Origin of the sequence: Ideonella alba (genome assembly GCF_018069875.1) — a bacterium.
Lineage (GTDB): Bacteria > Pseudomonadota > Gammaproteobacteria > Burkholderiales > Burkholderiaceae_C > Ideonella > Ideonella alba.
In genome coordinates, this window is the sequence record NZ_JAGQDF010000005.1 from 420,578 (window position 1) to 438,662 (window position 18,085).

An 18,085-nucleotide genomic window follows, 5' to 3' on the forward strand; every position below is an offset into this window, starting at 1 on the left:
GTCGTCATCGGCTTGGGGGGCTTCGTCGTTTCTGGGGTATCTGCAGCGCGCGGCGGCGGGCACAGCCTGGGTCACGGATCGCGCAGAATCCTCTTTTCACCTGCGCTGTCGCCCATGTCCCCGAAACCGCCGCCGACCCCCGCGCACCGTCCTCAACGCTGGCAGCAGCCGGCCGTGCGTCGGCTGGCGCGGATCGCCGCCGCCGTCACCATCCTCTGGCTCGTGCTGGTGGCGCTGGCCCTGGTGCTGCCCGGCCTGCTGCGCGGCATGGTGGAGCGCGAAGCCAGCCAGGCCCTGGGTCGCGCGGTGCGCATCGAGCGCCTGGCCTTCAACCCGCTCACCCTCAACGCCCAGGTCGAGGGCCTCACCGTGGCTGGGCAGTCTGCGGACACGCCGCCGCTGCTGCAGGTGGACCGCGTTTCGGCCAACCTGTCGCTGGCCAGCCTGTGGCAGCGTGCGCCGGTGCTGGACGCGCTGCAGATCGAGCGGCCGCGCCTGACCCTGGCGCGCCTGGACGCCAACCGCTACAGCATCGATGACCTGCTCGCGCGCTTTGCGCAACCGTCCGAGCCTGGGGCAGCGCCGCTGCGCTTGGCGCTGTACAACCTGCGCGTGACCGATGGCGACATCGCCCTGGATGACCGGCCTGCGAAGCGGGTGCACCGGCTCACCGCGATCGAGCTGGGCCTGCCGGTGGTGTCGAACCTCGATGAGCACGACGTGGCCATCCTGGTCGAGCCGCGGCTGCGACTGCGCCTGAACGGCACCGAGGTCGACACCGGCGCCCAGGCACGCCCCTTCGCCAAGGAGCGCGCCGGCGAGTTGCGCCTGGACCTGAACGGCCTGGACCTGGCCGACTGGCAGGCCTACTGGCCGGAGGCGGTACCAGTGCACCTGCAGGCGGGCCGCCTGCACTCGGCGCTGCGCCTGCGCTTCAGCGCGCCGGTCGGTGCCGCGCCCACGGTGAGCCTGCAAGGCCAGCTCGGCATCAGTGATGCGCAGCTGGTGTCCGCGCGCGGTGAGCCGCTGCTCGCCTGGCAGCAGCTGAACCTGAGTCTGGCCGATGTCAAGCCGCTGCAACGCCAGGTCCATCTGGCGCGGCTGGTCTGGAGCGGCGCGCGCTGGCAGCTGCGCCGCGAGGCCTCGGGCCGGCTCGCGGGCTGGATGACCGCACCCACGCCCGGACGCGTTGCCGTGTCACCTGCGGCGCCCCCGTCGTCACCCGCGTCGACGCCGGCGTCGCCAGCATCGGCCGCCTGGACCGTGCAACTGGACGACCTGCAGCTGACCGACCACGCGCTGACCTGGCAGGACGCCACCACCCAGCCCGCTGCGCAGCTTGCGTTGCAGGACATCGGACTGAGCGTGCAGCACCTGCGCTGGCCCGTGGGCGACGCCACGGTTCAGGCAGAGGCCACCATGGGGCTGCCAGCGGCGGTGGCCCCGGCAGCCTCGGCGGCGGGCCAGCTGCGTGCCCAGGCCACGCTGAGCGCCGCGCGCAGCGGCATCCGCCTGCAGGCCAGCGACCTGGGACTGGCACCCTGGCGGCCCTATCTGGCTGCGCTGCTGCAACCGCGCCTGGACGGCCGCCTCACCGTCGAGGCGCAGGCCGACTGGACCGGCCTGCCCGAAGGCCTGCCGACGGCCCTGAGCCTCCAGCGCGCGCGCCTGGACGACTTGCGCCTGACCGACGGCACGCAGCGCCCGCTGGCCTGGACCGCCCTGGAGCTGGGCCCGGTGCAGGTGGATCCGGCGCGCCGCGCCGTGCGCATCGACCGGGTGACCTGGCAGTCGCCGCAGGCGGTGCTGTCGCGCGACGCGGCCGGGCGGCTCAGCGCGCAGGACTGGCTGGTGCCGCAGCCGGCTGCGGCCTCTGGTGAGTCGGCGCCCTGGACGCTGGCGCTGGAGCGGCTCCAGGTGCGCGGCGGCCAGTTGCAATGGCAGGACGCCGCCACCGGGGGCGACCCGGTCGCCATGCTGCTGGATGGCGTGGCGCTGCAGCTCGGCCCGCTGCGCTGGCCCGCGGTGGCTGGCGCGCCCATGCCGGTGAGCGGCGAGCTGCGGCTGGCGGCCGCCAATGAGCGGCCCCAGCGCGGCGCGCCGCGCGCCGGCCAGTTGCGCTGGGACGGTCGGCTCTCGCTGGCGCCGTCGCTGGCCTGGCAGGGCAAGATCCAGGCACAGCAGTGGCCGGCCCACCTGCTGGCCCCCTATGCCGCTGATGCGCTGCCGGTGACGCTGGCGCGCGCCGCGATCGACTGGCAGGGCAGTGTCGACGCCCAGGTGCAGCCCGCCGGGCTGGCCGTGTCGGCGGCCGGCCAGGCGCGGGTGGCCGACCTGCGCCTGCTCGGCGCCCGGGGCAAGCCCTCGGCCGGCGACGAACTGCTCAGCTGGCGTGAGCTGTCGCTCGACGGTCTGGAGTGGCGCTCGGCGCCCGGACAGGCGCCGCGGCTGGTGCTCAGGAAGGTCGGCCTGAGCGACTTCTATGCCTCGCTGGTGGTGACCGAGCAGGGCCACCTGAACCTCAACGACCTTCAGTCCGCGTCCGAGTCGGGCGCAGTGGCACCGTCCGTGGCGGCCTCGGCGCCGGTCGCTGCGTCGGTCGCAGCCGCCAGCGCGGCAGCGCCCGCGGCGTCGGCCAGCGCGCCTGCGCTGCAACTGGTGCTGGGCGGCGTCGAACTGCGCAACGGCCGGGTGGATTTCGCCGACCGCTACATCCGTCCCAACTACAGCGCCGCGATCAGCGAGCTGGGCGGCACCATCGGCGCCTACCGCTGGGATGCCGAGGACCTGGCCACGGTGGAACTGGCCGGCCGGGTGGCCGGCACCGGACAGCTCGACATCCGGGGCAAGCTCAAGCCCACCGCCCATCCGCTGGTGCTGGACATCCGCGCCCGTGCCACCGACCTGGAGCTGACGCCGCTGTCGCCCTACGCCGCCAAGTACGCCGGCTATGCGATCGAGCGCGGCAAGCTGTCGATGGACCTGCGCTACCAGGTCCAGCCCGACGGCCGGCTGGAGGCGCGCAACCAGATCGTGCTGAACCAGCTGACCTTCGGCGACAAGGTCGACAGCCCCGATGCCACCCGCCTGCCGGTGCTGCTGGCCGTGGCCCTGCTGAAGGACCGCAACGGCGTGATCGACCTGGACCTGCCGATCGGCGGCTCGATCAACGACCCCGAGTTCAGCGTCGGCGGACTGGTGATCAAGCTGATCCTGAACCTGCTGACCAAGGCGCTGACGGCGCCCTTCGCGCTGCTCTCCGGGGGCGGCGGCGGCGAGGACCTGGGCCAGGTGGCCTTCGAGCCCGGCACGGCCCGCCTGGCGCCGGCGGCCGATGAAGCGCTGGGCAAGGTGGCTCGCTCGCTGGCCGAGCGTCCGGCGCTGCAGCTCACCATCACCGGCGTTGCCGATCCGCTGCGCGAGCGCGCGGCGCTGCAGGCGGCTGCCCTGGAGCAGCGCCTGCGCAGCGTGGGCCGCAGCGAGGATGGTGATGCCCAGCCCTGGGACGCCGCGCGCCGCGAGGCCGCGCTGCGCCGCCTGTACGCCGACACCCCGCTGCCCAACAAGCCGCGCAACCTGCTGGGCCTGGCCACCACGCCCGAGCCGGCGCAGATGGAAGCCATGCTGCAGGCCGCCATGCCGGCGGATGAGGCCAGCGCACGGACCCTGGCCACCCGACGCGCCGAGGCCGCCCGAGACGCGCTGCGCGCCCGCGGCCTGGCCAACGAGCGGCTGTTCCTGGCCGCGCCGCGCCTGTCGGGCCAGGAGGGCCCGCCGCCCGGGGCCAGCCTGCAGATCGACGTGCGCTGAGTCCCTGCCGGGACGGGGTCTCCCCGCCCCGCGCGGCGCGGGGCGCACACGCATAATCGACCCATGTCGGGCGAAGGCGGGAACAACATGCGGATGTGCACGATCACGCTCGCCGGAGGGTGCTTCTGGTGCCTCGAGGCGGTCTACCTGCGCGTGGCCGGCGTGACCGCGGTGCAGTCGGGTTATGCCAACGGCCACCTGCCGCAGCCCAGCTACGAGCAGGTCTGCCGAGGCGACACCGGCCACGCCGAGGTGGTGCAACTGCAGTACGACCCCACCCAGGTCGAGTTGCGGGCCCTGCTGGAGGTGTTCTACGCGGTCCATGACCCCACCTCGCTGAACCGGCAGGGCAACGACGTCGGTCCGCAGTACCGCTCGGGCATCTACTGGAGCGACCCGGCCGACGAGCCGGTGGTGCGTGCCGTCACCGCCGAGGCCGACGCGCTGCTGGGCGGCGGCGTGGTCACCGAGCTGGCGCCGCTGAGCGGCTTCTGGCCGGCCGAGCCCGAGCACGACCGCTACTTCGAGCGCAACCCCTGGCAGGGCTATTGCGCCTTCGTCGTCGGGCCGAAGGTGGCCAAGTTCCAGCAGCGTTTCACCTCGCTGCTGCGTCGCTGAATACCGGCTGCGAGATCTCCGCGATGTCCGCACCCGCCGCGCCAGCCGCTGCCGGCGATGATCCGCTGGCCCTGTGGTGGTTTGAGGTGCCGATGCCATCGTGGCGCCTGGCTGCCGATGGCTGGCAGGGCAATCGTGCAGCCCAGGACTGGCTGAGCGAGCAGCAGCCGCCGCCCGAGGCCTGGTCGCAGGTGCTGGCCCGGCTGGCCGAGGCGCCCACCGACCGGCCTTGCCTGCTGACTCTGGCGCCGCCGGGGATCGCCTTGCAGTTCACGCCCCAGGCCCTGGGTGCGGCGCAGGGCTGGTGGCTGCAACGCTTCGAGCTGGGCTCCAGCGGGCTGGTCAGTGTGACCGAACTGCTGGAACTGCTGCGCGGCCATGGCCCCGTGGGCAGCCTGGTGCGCGACCTGGATACCGGCATTGGCCAGTGGGACGGCGATGTCTTCGAGATGCTGGGTGTGCCGCCCGCGCAAGGCACACCGGACTTCGAGCAGGCGCTGGCCATGGTGCACGAGGCCGACCGCGCCGCGTTCCTGGAGCGCCACCAGGTGCTGTCGGCCGAGCCCGGCCGCTACAGCCTGCGCTTTCGCGTCCGCCGCCCCGATGGGCAGACCCGCCACCTGCTGTCGCTGACCGAGGTGCTGGCGGCCCGCGGCGGCCACGGCCGGCGTCTGGTGAGCCTGCTGTTCGACGAAACCGACAGCGTGGTGCGGCACCAGGCCGAGCGCGAAGCCAGTGACGACCTGTCCTCGGTGCTGGCGATGGCTGGCGTGTCGGTCTGGCGGGTGGATGTCGCCACACAGACGGTGCAGTTCAACGAGGCAGGCTACCGCATGATCGGGCTGCCGGCGCGTGAAGCGCCGATGCCGCTGGCCGAGGTGCGCGCGCTGATCCACCCGGATGACCTCGCGCGCGTGGTGAACGCGGCGGCCGAGGCCAGCCACAGCCAGTCGGTGGTCGACGTGATGGCGCGCTACCGCGATGGTGACAGCGGCTGGCGACGCCTGCTGACCCGGCGGGTGGCGCGGCGCGATGCCGATGGCGTGGTGCGCACGCTGCTGGGCGTATCGCTGGACCTGAGCGAGCTCAGCCAGGAGCGCGACCGCGCGCTGGCCCTGATGGACCGGATGCGCCTGGTGACCGACGCGATCGGCGTGGGCTTCTGGTGGCGTGACCTCGACGGCGGCCTGCTGGAGTGGGACCAGCAGATGTACCGCCTGCACCACCGCGATCCCTCGGAGGGCACCCCCTCGCTGGACGAGTTCCTGGAGCGCCATGTGCACGCCCTCGACCGCCCGATGCTGATCGACCGGCAGCGGCGCCACATCAGCGAGTGGCCGGCCACCTCGGAGATCACCTTCCGCATCCTCACCCCAGAGGGACAGACGCGCTGGATCCAGTCCTGGACCCAACGCCACTGGCGCGAGGGCCACCGGCTGTCCTTCGGCATGCACGTCGACGTCACCGCGCAACGCGAGGCCCAGTGGCAGGCCGAGCGCGAGCGCGAACGTGACCGCTTCGCGATCGAGGCGGCGGGCATCGGCGTCTGGGAAGTGCCGCTCGACGGCCGGCAGGCGCGCTGGAGCCCGTCGATGTACGCGCTGTTTGGTCGACCGCCCACCGAGTCCGTGTCGCCGCTGCGGGTGATGGCCGAGGCCCTGGATCGCGGCGCGCTGGCCGATACCCGCGAAGCGCTGCGACGCTGCCGCCTGCACGGCCGGGATTTCCGGGTCGAGCATGCGGTGAAATGGCCCGACGGCAGCCAGCGCTGGCTGCTGTCCTTCGGCCGCCTGCAGTGCGACAGCGCGGGCCAGCCAATGGCCGTGACCGGTGTGGCAATCGACATCACCGGCCGCCGCCGCAGCGAGGAACTGGCGCGCGAGCGCGACCGCGCCGAACAGGCCAGCCTGGCCAAGTCGGCGCTGATGGCACGGGTCAGCCACGAGCTGCGCACACCGATGAACGCGGTGCTGGGCTTTGCCGAACTGATGGCGCTGGATGCGCTGAGTGCCACGCAACAGGAGCGGCTGCGCTGCATCCGGGCCGCTGGCGGCCACCTGATGGAGCTGATCGACGACCTGCTTTCGCTGTCACGCGCCGACGCCGCCGGTACCCACCTGACCACCCAGCCGGTGCCGGTCAGCGAGGTGCTGGCCGAGGTGTGCCAGTGGGTCGACGCGCTGGCCCAGGCGCATGGCGTGCAGATCGAGGCGCGCCAGGCCATGAACACCGCGGCCTGGGTGCAGGCCGACCGGCGCCGGCTGGGCCAGGTGCTGACCAACCTGCTGACCAACGCGATCAAGTACAACCGCGCGGGCGGTCAGGTCTGGATCGAGCTGAGCGGCGCCGATCTGGACGGCACGCCCGCCTGGTCGATGGCGGTGCGCGACAACGGACGCGGCCTCAGCCCCGAACAGCAGGTGCACCTGTTCGAACCCTTCAATCGCCTGGGGGCCGAACGCGAGGGCATTCCCGGCAATGGCATCGGCCTGTCCATCGTGCGCCAGCTGATCACCGACATGGGCGGGCGGCTGGCGGTGAGCAGCCAGATCGGTCAGGGCTCGGTGTTCCGTGTCGACCTGGCGGCCGTGGTGCCGCCCGAGCAGAGCACCGTGCCAGCGTCGCGCCAGGGCACGGCCCGTTCACCCGTGCCACCGAGCGCGCCGACCCAGGGGCCGATCGAGGTGCTCTACGTGGAGGACAACGCGGTCAACGAGTTGCTGGTCAGCCAGGCACTGAGCCTGCGGCCGCGGTTTCATCTGCGCACGGCCGGCGATGGCGCCGAGGGCCTGGCGCTGGCGGCCCGGCACGCACCGCGCATCGTGCTGCTGGACATGCAGCTGCCGGATTGCCACGGGCTGGAGCTGCTGCAGCGGATGCGTCAGCTGCCGGCGCTGGCCGGGTCGCGCTTCATGGCCCTGTCGGCCAACGCGATGCCCGATGACATGCAGGCGGCCCTGGCGGCCGGCTTCCACGACTACTGGACCAAGCCGCTGGATGTGCAGCGCTTCCTGGACGACATGGATGCCCAGGCGGCGCAGCTGGGCCGCTGAGTGTCAGGGGGCGAGTCGCTCGCGCAGCCAGCGGCCGTCCGCCAGCCGGTAGCTCAGGCGGTCATGCAGGCGCGACACGCGGCCCTGCCAGAACTCCCAGCGCTCCGGCACGAGGCGGTAGCCGCCCCAGTGCGGCGGCCGCGGCGGATGCAGGCCATGGCGCGCCGCCGCCTTGGCGGCATTGGCCACCAGCACCGCGCGCGAGGCGATCACCTGGCTCTGCGGCGAGGCCCAGGCGCCCAGCCGCGAGTCCAGTGGCCGCGACTGGAAGTAGGCGTCGGATTCCTCCGCGGACACCTTCTCCACCCGGCCCTCCACGCGCACCACCCGCTCCATGACCACCCAGTGGAACTGCAGCGCGGCCACCGGGTTCGCGGCCAGTTCCTGGCCCTTGCGGCTCTCGTAGTTGGTGTACCAGACCAGGCCACGGGCATCGACGCCCTTGATCAGCACGATGCGGGTGGACGGGCGGCCATCGGCGCCCACCGTGGCCAGCGTCATCGCGTTGGGCTCGGCCACACCGGCGTCGATGGCCTCCTGCAGCCAGGTCTCGAACTGCCGCAGCGGGTCATCGGCGGCCAGGTGTTCCTCAAGCTCAGCGCGCTCGTAGCTCTTGCGCAGGTCGGCAATGTCCTTCATGCCCCCAGTGTAGTGTTCGTGCTCAACCCGAGGGCCTGTTCGCACTACGGGAAGGGATTGCGTTGGTGCCCAGAAAGGTCGCAGGCAAGGCGCACACCACAGCCGGGTTGGATACCCGGCGCGGATGTGCAACGCCGCATGCGACCTTTCTGGGCTTCAACCCTTCGGGAAGGCCCGCCAAATCGGGCCACTCGTCGTTGCACCGCTTGCCCGCACGTCAGTGCGGGCTGTGCGCTGCGTCTAGATTGGTCCGATTTGGCGGGCCTTCGCAACCCTTCCAGTAGTGGGAACAGGCCCTAGGTGCAAGGCCTTAGGTGAACGTCCCAGCTTTGCGCCCCCGGTCGGCGGCGCGATGCTCAGGCCGTCATGACCAAGCTTCCTGTCGTCCTGGTGCTGGCTGCCGGCCTGGGCTCCCGCTACCACGGTCCGCGCCACAAGCTGGCCGAGCCGCTGGGCGAGGGCAGCGTGCTGGCCATGACCGTGCGCCACGCGATTGCCAGCGGCCTGCCGGTGGTGGTGGTCACCACGCCGGCCCTGGCCGAGGACGTGGCCCCGCTGGTGGCGCGGCGCGATCTGGTGGTGCTGGGCGGACCCGGCGGCCAGCCGCGCGGCGGCATGGGCGACTCCATCGCCGCGGGGGTGTCGGCCCGCGCCTCGGCGCCAGGTTGGCTGATGCTGCCTGGCGACATGCCGCTGGTGCGCCCGCGCACGCTGCAGCAGGTGGCGGCGGCCCTGCAGAGCCAGCCCATTGCCTATGCGCAGTTCCGGGGCCGGCGGGGCCACCCGGTGGGTTTTGGCGGCGAGCTGTATTCCGAACTGGTCCGCCTGCAAGGCGACGAAGGTGCACGGCGCCTGCTGGTGCGCTATCCCACGCAGGGCATCGAGGTCGATGACCCGGGCGTGCTGGTGGATCTGGACACCGAGTCCGACCTGGCCGCGCTGCGCGCCCAGCTGTCGGGCCGAGGCGAGGACGCGCTGACGCCCTCAGAGTAGCTGGTGCTGGCGCGCCAGTCGCACCTGCCGGGCCAGGTGGCGGTCGGTGATGCCGTGGCGGCGCAGCGCCTCCTCGGTCTGCACCAGATAGTCCAGCGTCCGCCCGTAGCGACCCTGGGCATGCCGCAGGATGTGCAGCAGGTCGTGATCAGCCAGCGCGCCGACATGGGCCGGGCTGTGCTTGTCCAGGGTGAAGGCCAGCGCCCGCAGCGGCCCTTGCGGCGTCTGGCAGCGCAGCCAGCGCGGTGTGTAGGTGCCGGTGGGCATCTCGCGCAGCCACAGCTGCCGCAGCGTGGCCTCGGCCTGTGCCGGCGGCAACTGCAGTGCCAGCCCGTGGCAGCTGCCGCCGCGCACCAGGGCCAGCACCAGGCCGGGCTGTTCCGGGGTGCCGCGGTTGATCCGTGAGCGCATGCGCAGGCAGCGGTGCCAGCCCATCACCTGTGCCGGGCGCTGCTCGGCGGGGTCGAAATCGGGCTTCCAGATCAATGAGCCGTAGGCGAACAGCCACAGCGGTCCGTGGCCGCCCCATTCGTGCAGCGTGCGGTCCAGCAGCGGCGCGGGGTCGCGGGCGTCGGGCAGGGCCAGGTGCATGCGCGCATTGTGGATGTGTCCGCGGGGGTTTGACCATGTAACCAAGTTACCTGATAATCGCAGGCATGGTTACAGACCCCTCAGACGCTTCCCAGGGCCCCCGGATGAATCCGTCAAGCACCCCGCTCCACCCCGTTGTCCATGCCGTGACCGAGCGCATCCGGCAGCGCAGCCAGGACAGCCGGCGAAGCTACCTGGACGGCGTCGAGCAGTTGCGCCAGCGTCCCCGGGGCGCCGACCGCATGGGCTGCGCCAACGTGGCGCATGCCTTCGCCGCGATGCCTGGCGATCAACGCCTGCGTGTGGTGGCCGAGCGCGCGCCGCACCTGGGCATCGTCACCGCCTACAACGACATGCTGTCGGCCCATCAGCCCTATGAGGGCTACCCGACGCTGATCCGCGAGACGGCGCTCAGCCTGGGTGCCACCGCCCAGGTGGCTGGCGGCGTGCCGGCGATGTGCGACGGCGTGACGCAGGGCTTCGAGGGCATGGAGATGAGCCTGTTCTCGCGTGACACCATCGCCATGGCCACCGCCATCGCGCTGAGCCACGATGTCTACGACGCCGTGCTGATGCTGGGCATCTGTGACAAGATCGTTCCGGGCCTGCTGATCGGCGCGCTGCATTTCGGGCACCTGCCCTGTGTCTTCGTGCCGGCCGGGCCGATGGGCTCGGGCCTGTCCAACAGCGACAAGGCCAAGGTGCGCGAACAGGCCGCCCAGGGCCTGGTGGGCCGAGAGGAACTGATGGCCGCCGAGCAGGCGGCCTACCACAGCCCCGGTACCTGCACCTTCTACGGCACCGCCAACTCCAACCAGATGCTGCTGCAGGCCATGGGCCTGCACCTGCCGGGCGCCGCCTTCGTGCCGCCCAATACGCCGCTGCGCGAGGCCTTGACCCGGGCCGCCGTGGGCACTGCGCTGGAGCTGCGCCGCGACCGCCGCAACCAGCCCATCGGCGTGCAGGTGGACGAGCGCTGCATCGTCAACGCCATGATCGCCCTGCTGGCCACCGGCGGCTCGACCAACCACCTGATCCACTGGGTGGCCGTGGCCCGCGCCGCCGGCATCCTGATCGACTGGGGCGACTTCTCCGAGCTGTCGGGCGTGGTGCCCCTGCTGGCCCGCGTCTACCCCAACGGCAGCGCCGACGTGAACCAGTTCGAGGCCGCGGGCGGCCCCGGCTTCGTGATCCGCGAGCTGATCGATGCCGGCCTGATGCACGACACCCAGGCCGTGCACGAGGGCGGCCTGCGGGCCCAGGCACAGCGGCCGGTGATCAGCGGCGCCGCGCTGACCTACCAGCCCACGGCCGCGGCCAGCACCGACGAGTCGGTGCTGCGCGGCGCCGCCGCGCCGTTCTCGCCCACCGGTGGCCTGAAGCTGTTGACCGGCAACCTGGGTCGCGCGGTGATCAAGGTCTCGGCCGTGCCGGAAGACCGGCATGTGATCGAGGCGCCGGCGCGCGTCTTCGACAGCCAGGAGGCGCTGCAGGCGGCCTTCAAGGCGGGCGAACTGGACCGCGACGTGATCGCCGTGGTGCGCTTCCAGGGCCCGCAGGCCAATGGCATGCCCGAGCTGCACAAGCTGACCCCGCCGCTGGCGGTGCTGCAGGGCAAGGGCTACCGCGTGGCCCTGGTCACGGACGGCCGCATGAGCGGCGCCTCGGGCAAGGTCCCCGCGGCGATCCACGTCAGCCCTGAAGCCCTGGCCGGCGGCCCGCTGGCCCGGGTGCGCGACGGCGATCTGCTGCGCCTGGACGCGGTGGCCGGCACGCTGGAGGCGCTGGTCGATGACGCCGACTGGGCCGCCCGCGAGCCCGCCCAGCGCGACCCGGCGCGCGCCGCCGCCCACGGCCGCGGTCTGGGCCGCGAGCTGTTCGCCGGCATGCGCCGCCATGTGGTCAGCGCCGAGCAGGGCGCCTGCACCTGGTTGTGAACCCCGACTTCCCTGACTGACACACCATGAACACCCTGGAACTGGTCGACCACGGCCCCGTCATTCCCGTCATCGTCATCGACCGCCTGGCCGACGCCGTGCCCCTGGCACAGGCCCTGGTGGCCGGCGGCGTTCGGGTGCTGGAAGTGACGCTGCGCACCCCGGTGGCGCTGGAAGCCATCCGCGCGATGAGCGCCGTGCCGGGCGCCATCGTCGGTGCCGGCACGCTGCGCAACGCCGCTGATGCGCGCGCCGCGCACGAGGCGGGCGCGGTCTTTGGCGTCAGCCCGGGCTACACCGCCGAGCTGGGTGCGGCCTGCCGCGAGATCGGCCTGCCACTGCTGCCCGGCGTGGCCACCGCCAGCGAGGTGATGGCGGCCCAGGCCGATGGCCTGTCCTTCCTGAAATTCTTCCCGGCCACCGCGGCCGGCGGCATCCCGATGCTCAAGGCCCTGGCCGGTCCGTTTCCGGATGTGGCCTTCTGCCCCACCGGGGGCATCAGCCTGGCCACCGCGCCGGACTTCCTGGCGCTGCCCAATGTGAAGGTCTGCGGCGGTTCCTGGCTGACGCCGGCCGACGCGGTGCGCAGCGGTGACTGGGCCCGCATCACCCAGCTGGCGCGCGAGGCCGCGGCGCTGCCGCGCTGATCAGCGGCGCACCAGTGCGGCCAGGGCCGTGCTGATCAGCGGCGCACCAGTGCGGCCGGGGCCGCGCTGATCAGCGGCGCATCAGCGCGGCCAGGGCCGCAGCGGCCGGATCCGGCTCGGCGTCCAGACCCGCCAGCACGCCCTGGCGGTCAGCGGGGTCGCGGTTCTGGCTGAGCTTGAACTTGGCGGCCACGGCCTGCACCTGCAGCTCCACGCCGACGATGCCGCGCAGCATCGCGGCCATGTAGTCGGGCGGCGCGTCCTCCAGCTGCCAGCCGGGCGCGCGGTGCGCCTCGTGGTCGACGGTCAGCTGGTCGAGGAAGGCGCGCAGCCAGGCCGGGTCATCCACCGCACGCAGCCGGGCCCGGCACTCGATCAGCACGTAGTTCCAGGTCGGCACCGCCTTGCCGGTGGCTGCCTTGGACGGGTACCAGCCTGGCGACACATAGGCCTGCGGCCCATGGAAGACCGCCAGCACGGTCTGGCCATCGGCATGGCGCCACAGCGGGTTGGCGCGCGCGACATGGCCCTGCAGCAGCAGACGGTCGGCCTGCTGCGTCACGCGCAGCGGCAGCGGGTCGATCGTGGCCTGCCCGGAGGCGTCGTGGTGCACCAGCGTGGCCAGCGGATGCGCGCGCATCAGTGCCAGCCAGGTCTGGGGGTCGTGCTCGGCGAAATGGGCGGGCTGGTACATGCCAGCCAGCTTAACGCGGAATCAGGCGCCGGCCCGGGCCGCCTTGCGCAGCGCCACCGCATCGGGCAGCGTGCGGTGTTCGCCCTGCTGCAGGCGGAACACCGACACCGCGTCAGCCACCGCCATCGCCTGGGACTCCAGCTGCATCGCCGCCGCCGCCACCTGCTCCACCAGCGCCGCGTTCTTCTGGGTGATCTCGTCCAGACTGGACACCGCGGCGGTCACTTCGGAGATGTCGCGCAGCTGCCGATCGGCGCCCTGGCTGATCTCGTCGATCAGCTGGCCGACCTGGCGTACCGAGCTCATCGCATGGCCCATGGTGCCGCCGGCCGCCTCGGTAAACTGGTTGCCGGTGGCCACGCGGTGGCTGGAGTCGTCGATGATCTGCTTGACCTCGCGGGCCGCGGCCGAGCTGCGCTGCGCGAGTGCACGCACCTCGCCCGCGACGACCGCGAAGCCGCGGCCCTGGGTTCCGGCGCGTGCGGCCTCGACCGCGGCGTTCAGGGCCAGCAGGTTGGTCTGGAAGGCGATGCCCTCGATGACGCCGATGATCTCGTCGATGCGGCCCGAGGAGTCGCGGATGCCGTGCATCGTGGCCGTCACCTGCTGTACCGCGTCGGCGCCCTCCAGCGTCACGGCATTGGCCTGCTGGGCGCATTGCGCCGCCTGGCGTGCGGTGTCGGCGTTGTGGCGCACCGTGCCGGTGATGGCCTCCATCGACGAGGCGGTGCGTTGCAGGTTCGCGGCCTGGCTCTCGGTGCGCTGCGACAGGTCCTGGTTGCCCACGGCGATCTCGCGTGCCGCGGCGCGCATGCGGTCGACCTCGGCACGGGCGTCGGCCACGATCGAGCGCAGGTTCACGTTCAGCTGGTTCAGGGCGCGGGTGAACTGGCCGACCAGGTCGTCGCGGTCGCTGGCCAGGACCTGGGTCATGTCACCGGCGGCCATGCGGTTGGCGGTGCGCAGCAGCGCCAGCATCGGGCGCGTCGTCAGGCGGTTGATCCACCAGCCTCCGCCCAGCGCCGCCAGCGCACCCGCGGCCATGAAGGCCAGGATCAGCCATTGCCCCTCCAGCAGGCGCGACAGGCCGGCGCCGGTCAGCAGCGCCGCCAGGCCGAGGGCGCCGACACTCAGGCTCACACGCTGGCCCAGTCCCAGTTGCAGCGCCTCGGCCAGGCGCCCGCGCCAGTCGGTGCGCAGCACGCGGCCGGCCTTGAGCACGTGCAGCAGTCGGCCGGCCTGGGCTTCCGCGCGCATCGTCGCGTACAGCGCTTCGCAGGCGGCCACCTGCTCGCGCGTGGGCACGCCCCGCACCGACAGGTAGCCCACCGGGCGGCCGTCTTCGACGATGGGCGTCACGTTCGCCTGGACCCAGTAATGGCGGCCATCCTTGCGGCGGTTCTTGACCACGCCGGTCCAGGGACGGCCGGCCTCGATCGTCGCCCACAGGTCGCGGAAACCCTCGGCAGGCATGTCCGGGTGGCGGATCAGGTTGTGGGGCTGGCCCATCAACTCGTCGCGGGCGTAGCCGCTGACCTCGATGAAGGCGGCATTGCAGTAGGTGATCCGACCCTTCAGGTCGGTGGTCGACACCAGGCTGGCCCCGGGGGGCAGCAGGTATTCCTCCGGGATCACCGGCAGGTTCAGACGCATGGCGGGCTCGTGAACGGCATGGGCGGGCCCTGGGCAGGCAGGGGGCGACGGTCTTGCCCGGAAGCTTAGGGGCGCGCGTGGCGCGCAGCCCGCCGAACAACGGGCCTGACCACCGTCAATTCGACGGCGAGGCCGCTCGCCGGTCCAGCCAGATCCCCATGCCCTGGGCGTTGAGCTCGATGTCGATCGCCAGGGCCTCGGCCACCGCAGCCCGCGCCATCGGGCAGCCGTGGCGGGCCAGCGCGTCCAGGTAGAGCTGCAGCAGGCCCTCGCGCAGCTGCGCGTGGCGCGTCGGCCCGGGGCTGACCGCCTCGGCCAGGGCCACCATCTGCGCGAGCTGTTCCAGCAGGCTGTCGGCCAGCGCCTGCACCTGACCCAGGCGGCCGTAGTGCGTCAGGTAGACGCAGTCGGGTTGCCGGGCGCGCAGGCGCTGGATCGAGGCCACCAGCGCCTCGGGCTCGAACTGCACCGGCGTGCTGGTGGGCAGGATCCAGGCGCGGCCGTCGACGTCGAACTCGCGGTAGGACAGGCCGAAGGTGTCGCCGGTGAACCAGCCGCGGGTCACCGGGTCCCAGATCGCATGGTGGTGACGCGCGTGACCGGGGGTGTCGATCAGCGCCAGCTGCCGACCGCCCAGCGCCACCTGCTGGCCGTCGTGGCTGCTGTCGACCCGCTCGGCCGGCACGCCCACCAGCTGCCCGTAGGAGCGGTCCATCTCGGCCTGCCCGTAGACCGCCAACGCGCCCTGGTACAGCGCACTGGGATCGATCAGGTGGCGCGCACCGCGCGGGTGCACCAGCACGCGGGCGCGGGGCAGGTGCTGCATCAGCGGCCCCACGCCGCCGGCGTGGTCCAGGTGGACATGGGTGGGGATGACCCAGTCCACGGCATCGCGCGCCAGGCCCAGGGCCTCCAGCGCGCCGAGCAGGCGGGGCAGGGCGTGGCCGGTGCCGGTGTCGACGAAAGCGGCCCGGCCCTGGTCGACCACCAGGTAGGCGGCGTCGAAGTGGTCGCGCTGGAAGGCGGTGTCGATCAGGTGGACGCCACCGCCCAGCGGTACCAGCCAGGTCGGCAGCGTCACGTCGCTCAGGACTGGCCGGCCAGAATGGCGTAGAGGCGGGCGATGTCCGCCACGCCGTCGGTGCCCTGGACGCTGCGCAGCGTCTGCTGCGCCTTGCTCTTGTTCTTGCCCAGCATCATCGCGCGGCCCAGGCGCAGCTTGGCGTCTTCCGGCCGCTTCAGGTTGCCCTTGGCGATGCCCTGCTCGATCAGGCTGATGCCCTTGTCGGCCTGACCGGCGCTGGCCAGCACGCTGCCCAGCTGCACCAGTGCATTGCCGTCCTTGGCCGCCGTGGCCTCGGCGATGTCCTTGTCGACGCTGGCCGAGGACTCCGATTCCTGCTTGACCGCCAGATCGCGCAGGCGCTTGTGGCGCTCTGCCTCGGCCCCGGTGCCCAGGGCACCCGAGGCAAAGCCCTTCTCGACGATCTGCTTGGCCTCGGCGGCATAACCGGCCTGCAAGGCCAGCTGGGCCATCTCCATGTACTCCTCGGTCTTGGTCAGGTTGCCAGTGGCCAGGCGCAGGCGCATCAGGTCGAGCGAGAAGCGGTCGGAGAAGCCCGCCTTGCGCGGCAGGCGGCCCAGCGTGGCGGCCCAGTAGTCCTTCTTCGGGTAGTAGGCGACCAGCTTCTCCAGCGTGGCGAACTGGCCCGCTGTGTTGTTGGTGCGTTGCTGGGCGTCGGCCAGACGCAGCAGGTCGCCTTCCTCGGGGCGGCGGCCGGCCTGCTCGGCGGCCGAGATCGCGCCCTGGGCGTCCTTGGCGATCGCGCTGTAGTCGCCGCTGGCGCCCTGCAGGTAGGCCTGGAGCTGCTTGAGCTGTGCGCTCTGGCTGCCCAGCGACAGGGCCTTCTGCACCCACTGCGAGGCGCGGGCGTTGTCCTTGAGCTGCGAGTAGGCAAAGGCCAGCGACTCGGCCATCTGGACCTGCTCGGCGCCCGAGAGCTTGCCGGAGTTGAAGGCCGACTCGAAGGCCTGCGCCGCCGTGGCGTTGTCGCCCGCCCGCTGGGCGGCCGCTCCGCGCATGCGGTCGATCATCAGTTGCTCCTGGGCGCTCTTGCCGCCCACGGCGTCGGCCTCGCGGACCTTGGCCAGCGCTTCCTTGGCCTTGCCGGCGCGCAGCAGTTCGCTGGCCTGCTGCAGCGGCTTGCCCACCTCGGGACGCAGGCTTTGGGCCTGGGCCGCGGTCAGGCAGCCGGCGGTCAACAGGGCAAGGGTGAGGGCGCGCAGGGAGGTCATAGCGTGTCGAAAAGGTGGCAGTGGGGTTCCAACGTGACAAGGGACCGGTCCGTTGTCCGGCCGATCCCCTGCACAGGCGAGGCCGAAGCCTCAGTTCATGAATTGCTCGTTGCCGACGATGCCGATCTTGGTGACGCCCAGGCGCTGCGCCTCGGCCATCACCATCGCGACATGCTTGTAGGTCACCAGCTTGTTCGGGCGCAGGTGCACCTCGGGCTGGTCGGGCAGCTGGGCGATGCGGTAGAGCTTGGCCTGCAGTTCGGCGCGGTTGGGCACCGTCTCGCCGTTCCAGGTGACGGTGCCGTCGAAGTCCACGTCGATGCGGATGATCTCCGGCGGTGTCGGCGGCGGCGCGCTCTGGCTGTTGACCGGCATGTTCATCTTCACCGCGTGCGTCTGCACCGGGATGGTGATGATGAACATGATCAGCAGCACCAGCATCACGTCGATCAGCGGCGTGGTGTTCATGTCCACCATCATGTCGTCGTCGGACGACCCAACGCTCATGGCCATGGCCAGTTCTCCTTATTGGTTGGGCGGCGGCTCGGTGACGAAGGCCACCTTGGCGATGCCGGCGCGCTGGCAGGCCACGATCAGCTTGCCCACGGACTCGTAGCGCACGTTCTCGTCGCCGCGGATGTGCACCTCGGGCTGCGGATCCTTGACCGACTCCTTCTTCAGCGCCTCGACCAGCGCCTCGTTGTCGGGCATCAGCTTGGTGTTCCAGTAGACGTCGCCGTCCTTGGACACGCCCAGCAGGATGTTCTCCGGCTTGGTCACCGTCACCACGTTGCGCTCCTTGGGCAGCGACAACTGGATCGACTGGGTGATCGCCGGAATGGTGATCAGAAAGATGATCAGCAGCACCAGCATCACGTCCACCAGGGGCGTGGTGTTGATGGTGGAGTTCATCTGCTCTTCGCCGTCTTCGGCAGAGCCAACAGACATCGCCATGCGGTGTCTCCTCGGTAGATCAGGGGGTGGAATTTCCGCCGGGCCGCCCCAGGGAAATTCGCTCCCCTCGGGGGGCGACCTCGCCTTCAGGGCGAGGTCTTGGGGCAGATCACTTCTTGCCGGCCAGCAGCACGTTGTGCAGGTCGCCCGAGAAGGCGCGGACCTTCTCCATCACGCTCTTGTTGCGGCGGATCAGCCAGT

General features: G+C 71.8%; 14 protein-coding genes and 1 pseudogene. 6 read left to right on the plus strand and 9 right to left on the minus strand.

Features of this window, described 5'->3' with window-relative positions; all coding sequences use genetic code 11:
• The first annotated feature begins 114 nt into the window (after positions 1 to 114).
• From KAK07_RS11535 to KAK07_RS11545, 3 genes are all read left to right on the plus strand, one after another.
• The gene (locus KAK07_RS11535; protein WP_210860801.1) at positions 115 to 3,810 is read left to right on the plus strand and encodes a DUF748 domain-containing protein; all 3,696 of its coding nucleotides are present in this window, start codon (positions 115 to 117) and stop codon (positions 3,808 to 3,810) included.
• Positions 3,811 to 3,873: 63 nt separating this feature from the next.
• Positions 3,874 to 4,428: a peptide-methionine (S)-S-oxide reductase MsrA gene (msrA, locus tag KAK07_RS11540; RefSeq protein WP_247664323.1), complete on the plus strand. Its 555-nt coding sequence runs from the start codon at positions 3,874 to 3,876 to the stop codon at positions 4,426 to 4,428.
• A gap of 23 nt (positions 4,429 to 4,451) precedes the next feature.
• Entirely contained in the window at positions 4,452 to 7,481 is a 3,030-nt protein-coding gene (locus KAK07_RS11545) for a hybrid sensor histidine kinase/response regulator (RefSeq protein ID WP_210860802.1), read from the plus strand.
• 3 nt (positions 7,482 to 7,484) lie between these two features.
• On the opposite strand, the gene pdxH is transcribed toward KAK07_RS11545, so the two are convergent.
• A complete protein-coding gene (gene pdxH / locus KAK07_RS11550) occupies positions 7,485 to 8,120 on the minus strand; it encodes a pyridoxamine 5'-phosphate oxidase (RefSeq protein ID WP_210857034.1) in 636 nt (211 codons plus the stop codon).
• A 366-nt stretch (positions 8,121 to 8,486) separates the two neighbouring features.
• On the opposite strand from pdxH, the gene KAK07_RS11555 reads away from it, so the two are divergent.
• Positions 8,487 to 9,113 (plus strand): nucleotidyltransferase family protein, encoded by a 627-nt coding sequence (locus tag KAK07_RS11555; RefSeq protein ID WP_210857035.1) that lies wholly within the window; start codon positions 8,487 to 8,489, stop codon positions 9,111 to 9,113.
• Here KAK07_RS11555 and KAK07_RS11560 read toward each other — a convergent pair.
• Positions 9,105 to 9,704 carry a gamma-glutamylcyclotransferase gene (locus KAK07_RS11560; RefSeq protein WP_210857036.1) on the minus strand — a complete coding sequence of 200 codons (600 nt, stop codon included), beginning with the start codon at positions 9,702 to 9,704 and terminating at the stop codon, positions 9,105 to 9,107. The two genes, KAK07_RS11555 and KAK07_RS11560, sit on opposite strands and share 9 nt — an antisense overlap.
• 104 nt (positions 9,705 to 9,808) lie before the next feature.
• Between KAK07_RS11560 and edd the strand changes: the two genes are divergently transcribed.
• Both edd and eda read left to right on the plus strand, forming a co-directional pair.
• The gene (gene edd / locus KAK07_RS11565; protein WP_210860804.1) at positions 9,809 to 11,641 is read left to right on the plus strand and encodes a phosphogluconate dehydratase; all 1,833 of its coding nucleotides are present in this window, start codon (positions 9,809 to 9,811) and stop codon (positions 11,639 to 11,641) included.
• Between the two features lie 26 nt (positions 11,642 to 11,667).
• Positions 11,668 to 12,288, plus strand: a complete 621-nt coding sequence (gene eda / locus KAK07_RS11570) for a bifunctional 4-hydroxy-2-oxoglutarate aldolase/2-dehydro-3-deoxy-phosphogluconate aldolase (RefSeq protein WP_210860806.1) — start codon at positions 11,668 to 11,670, stop codon at positions 12,286 to 12,288.
• Between the two features lie 70 nt (positions 12,289 to 12,358).
• Here the strand turns inward: eda and KAK07_RS11575 are convergent, their stop codons facing one another.
• From KAK07_RS11575 to KAK07_RS25760, 7 genes and pseudogenes are all read right to left on the minus strand, one after another.
• A complete protein-coding gene (locus KAK07_RS11575) occupies positions 12,359 to 12,982 on the minus strand; it encodes an FMN-binding negative transcriptional regulator (RefSeq protein ID WP_210860808.1) in 624 nt (207 codons plus the stop codon).
• Between the two features lie 21 nt (positions 12,983 to 13,003).
• Positions 13,004 to 14,635, minus strand: coding sequence for a methyl-accepting chemotaxis protein (locus KAK07_RS11580; protein ID WP_210860811.1), 1,632 nt, complete (start codon positions 14,633 to 14,635; stop codon positions 13,004 to 13,006).
• A gap of 115 nt (positions 14,636 to 14,750) precedes the next feature.
• Positions 14,751 to 15,716 (minus strand): MBL fold metallo-hydrolase, encoded by a 966-nt coding sequence (locus KAK07_RS11585; RefSeq protein ID WP_210857041.1) that lies wholly within the window; start codon positions 15,714 to 15,716, stop codon positions 14,751 to 14,753.
• Between the two features lie 5 nt (positions 15,717 to 15,721).
• On the minus strand, positions 15,722 to 16,897 hold the full coding sequence (locus KAK07_RS11590) for a tetratricopeptide repeat protein (RefSeq protein WP_247661369.1): 1,176 nt from the start codon (positions 16,895 to 16,897) through the stop codon (positions 15,722 to 15,724).
• Positions 16,898 to 17,020: 123 nt separating this feature from the next.
• The gene (locus KAK07_RS11595) at positions 17,021 to 17,443 is read right to left on the minus strand and encodes an ExbD/TolR family protein (protein ID WP_210860813.1); all 423 of its coding nucleotides are present in this window, start codon (positions 17,441 to 17,443) and stop codon (positions 17,021 to 17,023) included.
• A 12-nt stretch (positions 17,444 to 17,455) separates the two neighbouring features.
• Complete coding sequence (locus tag KAK07_RS11600; RefSeq protein ID WP_210860815.1) at positions 17,456 to 17,884, minus strand: ExbD/TolR family protein; 429 nt, start codon at positions 17,882 to 17,884, stop codon at positions 17,456 to 17,458.
• 109 nt (positions 17,885 to 17,993) lie between these two features.
• A pseudogene (locus KAK07_RS25760) lies at positions 17,994 to 18,085 on the minus strand (MotA/TolQ/ExbB proton channel family protein); the annotation flags it as partial.